Below are 12382 nucleotides of genomic sequence, written 5' to 3' on the forward strand. Positions count from 1 at the left end.
GTAAGCACTATGACAGAATGACAATATACTGTCAAAATTGACGCAAAGAAAGGTTGGAGAAAGAAGATATCTTGCAGGCGTGCACCTCCTCCGGGGCGGTATCAGCCCATGGGTAACGGCAGTGCTTTTTTTTGTGAGGGCCGAGGCCGGGTTTTTCCAATGCCGTGTCGTAGCTGGATCATCGGGAGGCCGAATGTGTTGATCAATGCAGCCCGAGCCTGTAAAAGTAGGATGATCATGGCCCTGGCGCATGGGGGCGTAGCTGATAAATAAGGAATCATATGGCTGAAACCGCGAATATGACCAGGGAAGAGCTTGTTGCCGAGGTGGAGCGACTGCGTGCGCAATTGGGATCGTGCGGTGAGCAGGTGCTGGAAAAGGTTGAGTGTCATGCCAGGGTCAAGTCCGAAATCGAACAGTTGCACGAGGCCGGGGAGACCGTTGGTTTGGCCAATCTGATCGTGGAGAATTCCCCGGCGGTGCTGTTCCGCAGGTTGGCCGACGACACGCGCAAGCTGGTCTATGTCTCTGAAAATCTCAGCCAGTGGGGCTATTCAGCAACGGATTTCCTGTCCGGGAAAGCTGCCTTTGAGAACATACTCTGCCCAGAAGACAAGGACCGGCTTTCCCTTGAAATCCAGAAGTACCAGGATCAAAATGTTGAAGAATATGCTCAGGAGTACCGGATTGTCGCTGCGGATGGAGAGATTCGCTGGGTGTCGGATGAGACTTCCGTGGTCCGGGATGAACAGGGACATCGCCTCTTCAATCAGGGGGTGCTGTTGGACATCACCAGTCGCAAACTGGCCGCAGAGGCCCTGGCCGCGAGCGAGTACAAATTCCGAAAGACCATAGAGGGTGCGGCTGAAGGGTATTTGCTCATGGACGAGAATCTCGTCATCAAGGAGGTCAACGACGCCTACTGCCGCATGCTCGGATATGAACGCCAGGACCTTTTGGGCCGCCGTCCTCACGATTTTGCCACCCTGGAATACCAGCGATTCCTTGAATCCAATTCCGAGCGCTTCCGCACCCAGGTGCACCGGCGTTTCGAGGGAAGCATGGTTCATAAGGGCGGACATGTGGTGCCGGTGCTGATCAACGCCAACACGTTGCAGGACGAGGGCGGGAATTTTCTCGGAAACGTGGCCTTTGTCGCCGATCTGACCGAGCAGAAAAAAGCAATGGATCTGGCGGGTGAGGTGCAGAAAAGCCTGTTGCCTCGCAAAGATCCCAAGGTTCAGGGGTTGGACGTGGCCGGTTCGTCCGTGGCCAGTGAAGTCGCTGGCGGCGATTATTTCGACTATCTCGAGGATGTGGACGCGGCGTATCCGGCGCTTTCCGTGGCGGTCGGGGATATCTCCGGCCACGGTGTGGACGCGGCCTTGCTCATGACCACTGCGCGGGGTTTTTTGCGCATGAGGGCGGGTCAACCCGGAAGCCCCGGTCAGATCATCACGGAAATGAATCGCCATTTGGCCGATGACCTCTACGGTTCCGGCAGGTTCATGACCCTGTTCTATGTGCGGCTTGACTCCAAAGAAGCCAAGGCCCAGTGGGTTCGGGCGGGGCATGACCCGGCAGTGATCTACTGCCCGGTTCTCGACGTCTTCACCGAGTTGGGGACCGAAGCCGGACTGCCGCTTGGGGTGATCAGGGAAACCCGCTATTTCGATGAGACCGGCGAGCTCAAGCCCGGCCAGATCATCGCGGTGGGAACCGACGGCATTTGGGAGGCCAGAAACCGGGAGGGGGTGATGTTCGGCAAGGCGCGGTACAAGGAGATTTTGAGGAAACACGCGGACGGCACTGCCAGGGAGATCCTGAATGCGGTTTTTGATGCGGTTCACAGGTATACCGGCGGGTCCAAACCCGATGACGACATCACCCTGGTGATCATCAAATACGGTCCGGAAGTGTGATGGTCTGGTTACGGGCTCTCCTTTGGTCTTGTTGTCTGGTTGCAGTGATCCCGGCGTCGGTTACGCCGTCATCCGAAACGCCGGACAATCTTGAGCGTGTATCCAGGCCATGGAAAGGAGATTTGCCGGAACTGCTTCGCGAGCGGCGTCCGATCCGGGTGCTCGTTTCCTACAACCGAACAAATTTCTTCATGAAGGATGGCGTCATGCGCGGCCTGGAGGTCGACATGATGCGTGCCTATGAAAAACATCTGGTGGAAACGCACAAAGATGACGTGATCCGCATGGTCTTTGTGCCTGTCCCGTTTGAAGAGCTCGTGCCGGCCCTGTTGGCCGGGCATGGGGACATTGTTGCGGCCGGGCTGACGGTTACGGCCGAGCGCGCGCGGCAGGTCGCATTTGCCGAGCCTTACCGCACGGGCGTCAGGGAGCTGGTGGTCGGTAGTGTTTCCGGAAGAGCGGTCAACGGGGTGGCCGATCTTTCCGGCAGGCAGGTGCACGTCATGGCGGGCAGCAGCTATGCGGAACACCTGGCCGACGACAATGCCCGGCTGGTGGCCAAGGGGCAAGCGCCCGTGAAAGTGGTCCGGGCAGATCCCAATCTGGTCACTGAGGATCTGCTGGAAATGACGGCTCAAGGTCTCATCGAGTATACCGTCGCTGACGAGCAGGTGGCGGCAGTCTGGAAGGAGGCCCTCCCCGGGCTGAGAATAGTATCGGATTGGGATATCAACTCCGGGGGCAGTATGGCCTGGGCCGTGCGCCCGGAAAGCAAGGCCCTGCAGCAGAGCCTGAGCCGGTTCGCAACTTCGGTGCAGCAGGGAACGCTGCTCGGGAACATGTTTTATAACCGCTATTATCAAAACGTGGACCATTTGACGTATTCTCTGGAATCCATAGAGGTCGGCAAGCTCAAGCCCATGGCAAAACTTTTCATCAAATACAGCGAGATATATGGTTTTGATTGGCTCAAAATAGCGGCTCTGGCCCATCAGGAGTCGCATTTCGACATGCAGCGCAAAAGTTCCATGGGCGCGGTGGGGGTGATGCAGATCAAACCGTCCACTGCCGCCGAACCAGCCGTGAACATCAAGGATGTTTCCACCCTGGAGAACAACATTCACGCCGGGATCAAATACCTGCGTTATTTGTGCGACAATTATTTCAAGGACGTGGACTCGGACGCCCGGATGGACTTTGCCCTGGCCGCCTACAATGCCGGCCCCGGCAGGATCATGCAGGTGCGCAGCAGGGCCGTTTCAATGGGATTGGACCCGAACAGGTGGTTCGGCAATACGGAATGGGCCGCCTTTGATCTTATCGGACGCGAGACAACGGCCTATGTGGCCCACATCCAGATGTACTATGCCGCGTACAAGGCCTCGCAAAAGGTTTTGCTTCAGCGCAGGGAAGCCCTGTAAGGGAATTTCAGGCACTGGAAAAGATCGGGCAGGCGTCTGCCCGATCTGCCTTGAAAGGTTTTTGCCCGGCTAGCGTCTGGGGCGAGGGGCGCGAGGCTTGGCTTCGTTGACCTTCAGGGGTCGACCGGCCAAGTCGTAGCCGTCCAGGGCCTCGATGGCCGCAGCGGCACCCGCATCATCCATTTCCACAAAACCGAAACCGCGGAAGCGTCCTGTTTCACGGTCTTCGACGAGTTTTACGGATGCGACATCGCCGTGTTGTGCGAACAGGTCGCGCAGGTCGTTTTCTGTAGCACTGAAGGAAATGTTGCCGACATAAATGCTTTTCATGATGATAAGGCTCCAACATAATAGATCCTGGAAGCAGGGACAGGATGTGAGCCTGCGATCCGGCTTCCATACTGTTTCAATCCGCGCCAATTCCGTATCCCGCCCGGTCGTTTCCTTTGGGTTCCGACCGGATATGCGATTAATTTAGCCATTACAGCGCGTTGTGTTTTTCGTCAACAGGGATTTCATAATTGGTGGGCAGGTAGGGAGTCTGGGCTTGAATCGGGCGAGGTCGATTGGCCATAGTTCTTGAAAAAAACACCGATTTTCCTTACACCGTGTACATCCCGAAAACATCTTGGAGGGGAAATAATGAAAATTCTTGTGGTCGGTTCCGGTGGCCGTGAGCATGCCTTGTGTTGGAAGCTCTCCCAGAACCCGAAAGTGGAGTCCATAATTTGTGCGCCGGGCAACGGCGGCACCGCCCAGGTAGGCGAAAATATAGCGATCAGTGACGACGACATTCCGGGCCTGGTTTCTCTGGCCAAGGAACGCGAGGTGGGCCTTGTGGTCGTCGGTCCCGAATTGCCCCTGGTCCTTGGGCTGGAGAACGCGCTCAGGCAGGAGGGCATCCCCTGCTTCGGCCCCAATGCCTTTGCCGCCAACCTGGAGGGATCCAAGGCATTCGCCAAGAACGTCATGGCTGAAGTGGGTGTTCCCACTGCACCTTTCCGCGTGTTCGACGAATTTGATGAGGCTGTGGCCTTCATTCGCAAGAAAGGCGCGCCCATCGTGGTCAAGGCGGACGGTCTGGCTGCCGGAAAGGGCGTGGTCGTGGCGACCAGCGTGGAAGAGGCCCTTGAGGCCGTGGAGCAGATGATGGTCAAGAAGGTCTTCGGTTCAGCCGGAGATCGCGTGGTCATCGAAGAGGCCCTCAAGGGCGAGGAGGCATCCTTTCTGGCTTTTTGCGACGGCATCAACTACGCCGTGCTCCCTTCCAGCCAGGATCACAAGGCCGTTTTCGACGGTGACACCGGTCCCAATACCGGCGGCATGGGGGCCTATTCCCCGGCCCCGATCCTGCCCAAGGAAAAATACGCCGAGACCGCCAGGATATGCATCAAGCCCATCCTGCGCCATCTTGCCTCCAAGGGCGAGCCGTTCAAGGGCGTGCTCTATGCCGGGTTGATGTATACGGAAAACGGCCCTTCCGTCATCGAATACAACGTCCGTTTCGGCGACCCGGAATGCCAGCCCCTGTTCATGCGGCTGGAGACGGACCTGCTGGAGATCATGTTCGCCTGCATCAAAGGCAAGCTCGATCAGATTGAGGTCAAATCCATTCCCCAGGCCGCCTGCGGCGTGGTCATGGCCGCCAAGGGTTATCCCGGTTCCTATCCCAAGGGCATGGAAATCACCGGGTTGGAGAACGCCGATGCCATGGACGGAGTCAAGGTCTTCCAGGCCGGAACCAGGGTCGAAGGCGACAAGATCGTCACCTCCGGTGGCCGCGTGCTCTGCGTCACCGCGCTCGGAGACGATCTGGCCGCTGCCAAGAAAAAAGCCTATGAAGCCGTGGACAAAATCCACTTTGAAAACAGCTTCTATCGCCGCGACATCGCCGACAAGGGCCTGAAGCGGTCAAAATAGTTTAGCTTTCGGCGACCAGAAGGGGGGGAACCCTTTGAACAGGATTCCCCCCCCTGGCCCCTCCCGAATATCTTGGTGCTACGCCCCAGGGAGAAAAAGGGGAATCATTAAGGAATGACGACGGCGTAGATTAGTCGTATGGAATAAAGAACTGAAGAAGCTTCCTCCCCACTAGCCCCGCGAAGCGGCGATATAAAGTTTTGGAAAAAGAGGGAAGGGGGATCCGGGGGGAACCAAAAAGGAGCATGCAATGCCGCAGGTTGTGATTTTTATGGGGTCCATTTCGGACGAGGAAAAGATGCGTCCGTGTTCCGATCTGCTCAAGGAATTGGGCGTGGAGCATGTTTTCACGGTGTCTTCGGCGCACCGCACACCGGAGCGGACCGCCCGGTTGGTTGCGGAATATGAGGCTGACGGCTGCCAGGTGTTCATCTGTGCCGCCGGGCTGGCCGCGCACCTGGCCGGAGCTGTGGCCGCCAAGACAACAAAGCCGGTGTTGGGCGTGCCCCTGACCGCTTCTCCTCTGGGCGGCATGGATGCCCTGTTGGCCACGGTGCAGATGCCTCCGGGCTTTCCGGTGGGCACGTTGGCCCTGGACAAGGTGGGCGCCAAGAATGCCGCCTGGTTGGCAGCCCAAATCCTGGCCCTGAGCGACGAGACCCTGTCCGCCAAGATCAGACAGGCCCGGGACGGCTTCAAGGAGTCGGTGGAGCGGGACGCGGCGAGCTTGTAGCGTCATAAGGGCCGGGCATCCACACACTCCTTCTTTGGAACAGTGAAGCCACAGATAATTGTATGTTTTGTTTGCGCTGATTGTCTGTGGCTTTGTTGCTTGCGGATGGCAATGATCAGTGATCGACCCTGCTTGCCCGGTTCAACTCTTTCGCGTATTTGATCGGATGTGACAGCCATGACGAAATTCACCAAGCAGCCCGGCACCGCCTACCGGGTGCCTGAATTCAGGTCCGGCAAGGCCTCCAGACGGTTTCTCAGGAACCTGGTCTGGGTCTTGGCCGTGGGTGCCCTTTTTTTGGGCGGTCAGGGGCTGCGGTATTATCTCAATTGGGTCCAGTTGATGGATATCAGGGCTGAAACAGAGAATCTCTACAGGTCCGTGCTCGGACCGGACATCGGCGGTTCCCCCTTCGGACGTTTGCAGTTTGAGCACGGCAAGCTTCTGGCCAGCAACCGGATCGGGCTGGACCCCCTGAGCGTCTTGGCGGCACTGAGCCGTCCGTCCGGGCAGGATGTGCGGTTGGATGGGCTGACATTGACCGGGACCAGCGGAAGGATTCGCGGCTTCTTCAGCGGTGATCCGTTCGGTTTTGAGGCGTATTTCTCCAAATTGTCCGACGACGACCATTATCTTTTCTCCCTGTACAAGAGCGAGGAAACAACCGGAGGCGTTGTGTTCAGTCTTCGCGTGGAGACGCAGTAACATGGCCGGTTCAAGCAGCACATATCCGTGGAGCGGTTGGCCGCCCGACGCACAGCAGCGCTTGTTCAGATTCGTGCTCACCGGGCTGGGCGGCTTGTTTTTTGCCGTGTTTGTGGGGGTGTTTCTTTTTACCAGCACCTTGACCCAGGAGATTGAGGCGGAAAAGGCACAGTACGGCCTGGTGGTTCCCATCGTGCAGAATATCACCAGGTTGCGCGCCAACCAGGGCGACCTGGTTCACCTCGCCCCAGGGGAGGCGGTCCAGCGCATTATCGAAGACAGGAAGCTCGAAGACTACGTAGCCTCCATGCGTACCACTCGACTCAGGGAGGAAGCGGACAGTGTCCAGGTGACGTTGAACGGGCTGACCCTGATCATGTTGACGGATTTCCTGCAGGATGTGCGCGAGCGGGCCAGTCTGCAAACCCCTGATTTTACTTTGACCCGCAATCCCGATGATCCGCGGCTGGCGGACATGCACCTTGTCCTGGCCAGGTAAAGGCGTGACCATGCCCAAGGCCCGAAGCAAATCTTCATCCCTGCCCGGACGTATCCTGGCCCGTCTGGTTCTCATGACCCTGGGTTTGTTGGTTGGGGTGTGGCTGTTCACGCCCTGGGACAAGATATGGGCTTCGGCCCTGACCCGCCTGGACGAGAGACTGCCCTCTGTCGGCCTGACCTGGGGGGCAATCGATCGGGACGGTCCGTTGAGTTTCCGGGTACGCGATTTCAAGATCAACGTTGCCCAGACCCCGGGATTGCTCCATTTCGAGTACGCCTATGTGACCGTGGGTCTTTCCCCCCTGGCAACGGTGCGTCTGAACACCGGCGGTTCGCAGTGCCGGCTGGAGCTTTTTTCCAACGGCGTGTTCGATTTCGAAGGTGATCTCAACCTGACCTACCTTCTGGGGTACAGCGATTTCAAGGGCATCCTGCGCGCTTCGGGCAGTCTGTTTCTCCCGGCCGGAGCCCGGCTTCCCAAAAACGGATGGGTGGATGTCCGGTCGCAGCAGTTGATTCTGCCGGGAGAGAAAACCCTTGAAGACCTGGCCTTTACCGCAGAAATAGAGAATGAAAACATGGAGGTGCGGGATTTTTCCATGAGGTTGCCCATCACCTATAAGTCCACGGGGACGGCCGTCATCGACCCCAATAATCTTTTCCGCACCTATTTCCGCCTGCGAGGTGACATGACCGTGGGCAAGGAATCATTCCCCCTTGAGATGGAGGGGTCTTTGGCCGAGGCACTTTGGTAGACTGCCCCGCCATTCCCAAGCCGCGCTCCTTTTGATACACCACCCTCATGAAGATCGCCGTTATTCACGGGTATGCGCCGGCCCTTATCGAAGAGCGCGGAACCTTGTTGGAAGCCCTGGTTCGCATGGGCCACAACGTCCATGCACTGGCTCCGGCCCTGGAGCCGGACGTGGCCTTGAAATTCGAGGCCATGGGTGTCGAATACTCGATGATTCCGCTCACCAGACGCGGGTTCACTCCCATGGCCGACATAGGTTCGCTGCTCCATCTCAAACAGGTGCTCTACCGCATCAGGCCGGACATGGTTCTTTCCACCACCTCCAAGGCCATGATCTATGGCTCTTTGGCCGCGCGCATGGCCTGGGTCGGGGAAAAGAAGCAGGTTTTTGCCATCGTGTCCGGGCTTGGGTACGCCTTTACCCGTGACTCCGGGCTGAAGCGCAGACTGCTTTTCGGTATTACCAAATCCCTCACTCAGGCCGGGTTCAAATCCTGCGACGGCATCATCTTCCGAAGGGCCGAAGACGAAGTGTTTTTCCGGCAGCTCAATGTCATCCCGGATCATGTCAGGACCGTGCTCGTTGATGAGTCCGACGCCGGCCAAGCCCCGGAGAAGTCCGACAACGCCATTCTTTCTTTTATGGGGCTGCTCTAGCCGCGCTATAATCGTGCTGGCATGAGGCCGCTCCTTCAGGTATGAAGAAAGCGTATCCTTCCCTTGTGGAGGGTGGCTGCAACCTGAAAACAAGGAGCTGAATCATGAATATCTCGCGTATTCTTCTTCCTGTGGACGGCTCCCGTCTGTCCGATGCCGCTGCTGAGGTGTGCATCGACCTGGCCGGGGAGAGCGCGTCTGTCGTCTTGCTGCATGTGCGCAGGACCGTGCCCACCGGCCTGGGTGAGCCCAATGCCAGCAACCTGTTGGCGCATCTGGACAAGCAGGCCGAAGGGGTCATGGCCCACTACCGCGCAAGGCTGAACAACGCCAGTGTCGATTTCATCGAACTGGTCATCGGCGGAGACGTGGCCGAAGTCATCACCAATGTGGCTGAAGTGGAAAAGTGCGATCTGATCGTCATCGGGTCCAAGGGGAAGTCGGATCTGGAAGGGTTGTTTCTCGGGTCCGTCACCCATAAGGTGCTGCAGACCACGGGCAAGCCCGTCCTGGTGGTGAAATAGCCTCAAGGCTCGACCGGAGCTTTTTTGCAGCGCCTGATTGTGCGCCGGGAAACGGTTTTCCCGGTTTGTCACAAAATGAGCCACATTTCTGTTGTCCCTGGCACTGCCGTGCTGGTACCATGCAAGCCTCGTTGCATATTGAACCAACGACAGGACCGTGGTTGCGGTTCGCATCCGCAGGCTGTCGTAAAGAGTTATCAAGAACACCCAACATAGTGGAGGGACTCATGAGCAGTATCCCGGTTTTCAATTGCAAGAACGCGGACGACGTGATGAAGGCGGTCAAGGATTACAATGTCAGCTTCATCCAGTACTGGTTCGTGGATATTCTCGGCACCCTGAAGAGCTTTCAGATCACCCCGAACGAACTTGAGGCGTCCTTTGAGGAAGGCATGGGCTTCGACGGTTCCTCCATCCTCGGATTTTGCCGCATCGACGAGTCGGACATGGTGGCCATGCCGGATCCCACCACCTTCCAGATATGCTCCTGGCGTCCGAGCGAAAAGCCCGTGGCCCGCATGTTCTGTGACATAGTCAGTCCTGACGGCGCGCCCTTCGAGGCGGATTCCCGCTATGTCCTCAAGAAGGTCATGGGCCAGGCAGCCGAGAAAGGCTTCACATTTTACGTGGGCCCGGAACTGGAGTTCTTCCTGTTCGCCGACGACAAGGATACCGAAACCCTGGATTCGGGCGGCTACTTCGACGCTCCGCCCCTTGACCTGGGCAACAACATCCGTCGGGACATCATCTTTGCCCTGGACGCCATGGGCATCCAGGTGGAGTACTCCCACCACGAGGTGGCCCCGTCCCAGCATGAAATCGACCTGCGCTATCAGGAAGGCATGAAAATGGCTGACACGGCCATGACCTACCGGGTCGTGGTCAAGGAGACCGCCCGCAAATTCGGTTGCTACGCCACCTTCATGCCCAAACCCATCTTCGGTGAGAACGGATCGGGCATGCACGTGCACCAGTCCCTGTTCAAGAACGGCCGCAACGTATTCTATGACGCCAACGACGAATACCATCTGTCCGCCGAGGGTAAATCCTACATCGCCGGTATTCTCAAACATGCGCCCGAGTTCGTGGCCGTGACCAACCAGTGGGTTAACTCCTACAAGCGGCTGGTGCCCGGATACGAGGCTCCGGTCTATATCGCCTGGGCACGGCGCAATCGCTCCGCCTTGGTGCGCGTGCCCATGTACAAGCCCGGCAAGGAAAACGCCACCCGCATGGAACTGCGCTGCCCGGACCCGGCCGCCAATCCGTATCTCTGCTTTGCGGTCCAGTTGGCCGCGGGCCTCAAGGGCATGGAAGAAAACTACGTCCTGGCCGCTCCGGTGGAAGAGGATATCTTCTCCATGAACGACCGCCAGCTCAAGCGCAACAAGATCAAGGCCCTGCCCGGCTCCCTGTACGAAGCCACCATGAACCTGCAGAAGTCCGATTTCATGAGGGAAGTACTGGGCGATCATTTGCACACCGCCCTGGTGGACAACAAGCTTGCCGAATGGGACGAGTACCGCACCCAGGTTACCGAGTATGAATTAGACAAGTATCTGCCCATTCTGTAGGGCGGCGCACAAGCCTCAAAAATACCCCTGCCAGCTTCGCGCCGGCAGGGGTTTTTTTGATGCTGTTTTCGACGGGATCATTGAGGACATCAACTCCGCTCTACGCATCCCGTTTGGCTTTGCGGGCGGTCTGCGCTTCGATCGATTAGAGGAAAGGTTGGACAACGAAATACAGTCCGAGGAGTCCGATCAATCCCCCGGCGACTTGCCGGAAGATCTTTCCCCCGCGTTGCCAGGCGGAGTTTGCCATAAGTGTCTTTACCATGGCGGTGGAGCCGCCTGCCACGGCGATGGGGATGCAGTGCCCGATGCCGAAAAGCACGATGAAGGCGACGCCGGTGAGGACTTTTTCCTGCACCGTGATGATGGCGAGGATGGGGGCGATGAAACCGAAAGTGCACGACCCTGAGAGCGCTCCGTAGGCCAGTCCGAGGATGAATGCCCCGGGCATTCCTTTCACTTTCAGCTTGGACATCAACCCTCCGGACAGGGAGCACCTGGCCACCCCCAACATGTCGAGAGCCACCCAGAGGAGTATTGCGCCGACGAGAATGGTCCAATACGGGCCCAGATCGCCCAACATGCGTCCCAGCAAGGAACAGATGACGCCTATGGCTGCGATGGTGATGAACAGCCCGCTTGTGAAAACGGCCGCATAGACGGTCGCCTGCCGTCCCTCGATGAGCCTGTCCTGACCGGCCACATACCCGACTATGAGGGGGATGGAAGCCAGGTGACAGGGGCTGAACAGTACGCTGACCATTCCCCATAGGAAACATCCCAGCGCACCGAGCAGCAGCCCCGATGTCATCCACTCATTGATGAGAAGGAACAACTGGTCCACGTTCAATCCTCTTTCACACCAAGTTCAGCCAGCTTTGCAACGATGCTTTGCTTGTCCAGGAAGCCCGTGTGCCGATATTGTTCCTTGCCTTGAGGGTCGTAGAAGATCTGGGTGGGTATTGCACTGATGCCGTACCTGGAGGCCTGTTCCCGGTGTTTCCACACATCTATGAAGGCGATGGCGGCCCGCCCCTCATATTCTTTTGACAGTTCTTCGATTATCGGCGTCATCATCTTGCAGGGGATGCAGGCGTGGGCGCCGATGTCCACCATGGTGACCATCCCCTGAATCGGCAGTTTTTGAGGTTCGCCGGAAATCAAATCCAACGCCGATGCAGTTGTCTTGTCCGGCATCGGTGCTTCTTCGGAACAAGCGGCATGGGACATCCCCACAAGGATCAGACAGGAGATCAGAACAGTCACTCTTTTGAACACGAATTTTATCCTTGAATACGTTTCGAGACTTCTTGAACGACGATATCGATGTTTTCCGCGGAAGCAGGCGACTCGCCTTTTTTCAGGCCAAGACCGTCGAGTTCCACGTGCTCAAAACCGGAAAAACCGGCTTCTTCCAGGGTCTTGCGCGCACAATTCAGCGGGCAGCCGTCAATGGCGACAATCTGGTCCGCTGCCTCGGTGCTTTTCACAATGCCGGACACCTTGCCGCCGATTCCGGCCAGGCAGAACATTTTGATCTTACCCTGCCGGGACAATTCTCTGGCAGCCTGGTCCGCCACCTCGCCGACGTCTGCTGCGCCGGAACAGGAAAACACGAATTTCGGAGCCGCTTCGCATGAACAGGCACATTTTGACATGACAGTGATCCTT

At 57.6% G+C, this 12382-nt stretch carries 14 protein-coding genes; 10 read left to right on the forward strand and 4 right to left on the reverse strand.

The window, feature by feature from the left end:
* The first annotated feature begins 281 nt into the window (after nt 1-281).
* A complete protein-coding gene (locus DWB63_RS11365; RefSeq protein WP_128328954.1) occupies nt 282-1922 on the forward strand; it encodes a SpoIIE family protein phosphatase in 1641 nt (546 codons plus the stop codon).
* A 122-nt stretch (nt 1923-2044) separates the two neighbouring features.
* Complete coding sequence (locus tag DWB63_RS11370; RefSeq protein ID WP_164879862.1) at nt 2045-3343, forward strand: transporter substrate-binding domain-containing protein; 1299 nt, start codon at nt 2045-2047, stop codon at nt 3341-3343.
* A 69-nt stretch (nt 3344-3412) separates the two neighbouring features.
* On the opposite strand, the gene DWB63_RS11375 is transcribed toward DWB63_RS11370, so the two are convergent.
* Complete coding sequence (locus DWB63_RS11375) at nt 3413-3676, reverse strand: RNA-binding protein (RefSeq protein ID WP_164879865.1); 264 nt, start codon at nt 3674-3676, stop codon at nt 3413-3415.
* Between the two features lie 309 nt (nt 3677-3985).
* Between DWB63_RS11375 and purD the strand changes: the two genes are divergently transcribed.
* From purD to DWB63_RS11415, 8 genes are all read left to right on the forward strand, one after another.
* Nucleotides 3986-5263 (forward strand): phosphoribosylamine--glycine ligase, encoded by a 1278-nt coding sequence (gene purD / locus DWB63_RS11380; protein ID WP_128328957.1) that lies wholly within the window; start codon nt 3986-3988, stop codon nt 5261-5263.
* 250 nt (nt 5264-5513) lie between these two features.
* Nucleotides 5514-5996, forward strand: a complete 483-nt coding sequence (gene purE, locus DWB63_RS11385) for a 5-(carboxyamino)imidazole ribonucleotide mutase (RefSeq protein ID WP_128328958.1) — start codon at nt 5514-5516, stop codon at nt 5994-5996.
* A gap of 177 nt (nt 5997-6173) precedes the next feature.
* The gene (locus DWB63_RS11390; RefSeq protein ID WP_241648813.1) at nt 6174-6701 is read left to right on the forward strand and encodes a hypothetical protein; all 528 of its coding nucleotides are present in this window, start codon (nt 6174-6176) and stop codon (nt 6699-6701) included.
* Nucleotide 6702: 1 nt separating this feature from the next.
* Entirely contained in the window at nt 6703-7200 is a 498-nt protein-coding gene (locus DWB63_RS11395) for a hypothetical protein (protein WP_128328959.1), read from the forward strand.
* Nucleotides 7201-7210: 10 nt separating this feature from the next.
* Complete coding sequence (locus DWB63_RS11400) at nt 7211-7957, forward strand: hypothetical protein (RefSeq protein WP_128328960.1); 747 nt, start codon at nt 7211-7213, stop codon at nt 7955-7957.
* Nucleotides 7958-8004: 47 nt separating this feature from the next.
* Nucleotides 8005-8613 (forward strand): glycosyltransferase, encoded by a 609-nt coding sequence (locus DWB63_RS11405; protein WP_128328961.1) that lies wholly within the window; start codon nt 8005-8007, stop codon nt 8611-8613.
* Between the two features lie 104 nt (nt 8614-8717).
* Nucleotides 8718-9137, forward strand: a complete 420-nt coding sequence (locus DWB63_RS11410) for a universal stress protein (RefSeq protein WP_128328962.1) — start codon at nt 8718-8720, stop codon at nt 9135-9137.
* A gap of 227 nt (nt 9138-9364) precedes the next feature.
* Nucleotides 9365-10711, forward strand: coding sequence for a glutamine synthetase family protein (locus DWB63_RS11415; RefSeq protein WP_128328963.1), 1347 nt, complete (start codon nt 9365-9367; stop codon nt 10709-10711).
* Nucleotides 10712-10856: 145 nt separating this feature from the next.
* On the opposite strand, the gene DWB63_RS11420 is transcribed toward DWB63_RS11415, so the two are convergent.
* From DWB63_RS11420 to DWB63_RS11430, 3 genes are all read right to left on the reverse strand, one after another.
* On the reverse strand, nt 10857-11555 hold the full coding sequence (locus DWB63_RS11420; RefSeq protein WP_206613154.1) for a cytochrome c biogenesis protein CcdA: 699 nt from the start codon (nt 11553-11555) through the stop codon (nt 10857-10859).
* Nucleotides 11556-11557: 2 nt separating this feature from the next.
* Nucleotides 11558-11908, reverse strand: coding sequence for a thioredoxin family protein (locus tag DWB63_RS11425; protein WP_241648816.1), 351 nt, complete (start codon nt 11906-11908; stop codon nt 11558-11560).
* An 86-nt stretch (nt 11909-11994) separates the two neighbouring features.
* Complete coding sequence (locus DWB63_RS11430) at nt 11995-12369, reverse strand: putative zinc-binding protein (protein ID WP_128328964.1); 375 nt, start codon at nt 12367-12369, stop codon at nt 11995-11997.
* Between the last annotated feature and the right edge of the window lie 13 nt (nt 12370-12382).

It is taken from the genome of Pseudodesulfovibrio sp. S3 (assembly GCF_004025585.1).
In the GTDB taxonomy this organism is placed as follows: domain Bacteria; phylum Desulfobacterota; class Desulfovibrionia; order Desulfovibrionales; family Desulfovibrionaceae; genus Pseudodesulfovibrio.

Coding starts and splice junctions, on each gene's coding strand:
- DWB63_RS11395 (WP_128328959.1), top strand. CDS start 6,703: ATGGCCGGTTCAAGCAGCACATATCCGTGGAGCGGTTGGCCGCCCGAC.
- DWB63_RS11410 (WP_128328962.1), top strand. CDS start 8,718: ATGAATATCTCGCGTATTCTTCTTCCTGTGGACGGCTCCCGTCTGTCC.
- DWB63_RS11425 (WP_241648816.1), bottom strand. CDS start 11,908: ATGCCGGACAAGACAACTGCATCGGCGTTGGATTTGATTTCCGGCGAA.
- DWB63_RS11415 (WP_128328963.1), top strand. CDS start 9,365: ATGAGCAGTATCCCGGTTTTCAATTGCAAGAACGCGGACGACGTGATG.
- purE (WP_128328958.1), top strand. CDS start 5,514: ATGCCGCAGGTTGTGATTTTTATGGGGTCCATTTCGGACGAGGAAAAG.
- DWB63_RS11390 (WP_241648813.1), top strand. CDS start 6,174: ATGACGAAATTCACCAAGCAGCCCGGCACCGCCTACCGGGTGCCTGAA.
- DWB63_RS11400 (WP_128328960.1), top strand. CDS start 7,211: ATGCCCAAGGCCCGAAGCAAATCTTCATCCCTGCCCGGACGTATCCTG.
- DWB63_RS11405 (WP_128328961.1), top strand. CDS start 8,005: ATGAAGATCGCCGTTATTCACGGGTATGCGCCGGCCCTTATCGAAGAG.
- DWB63_RS11365 (WP_128328954.1), top strand. CDS start 282: ATGGCTGAAACCGCGAATATGACCAGGGAAGAGCTTGTTGCCGAGGTG.
- purD (WP_128328957.1), top strand. CDS start 3,986: ATGAAAATTCTTGTGGTCGGTTCCGGTGGCCGTGAGCATGCCTTGTGT.
- DWB63_RS11430 (WP_128328964.1), bottom strand. CDS start 12,369: ATGTCAAAATGTGCCTGTTCATGCGAAGCGGCTCCGAAATTCGTGTTT.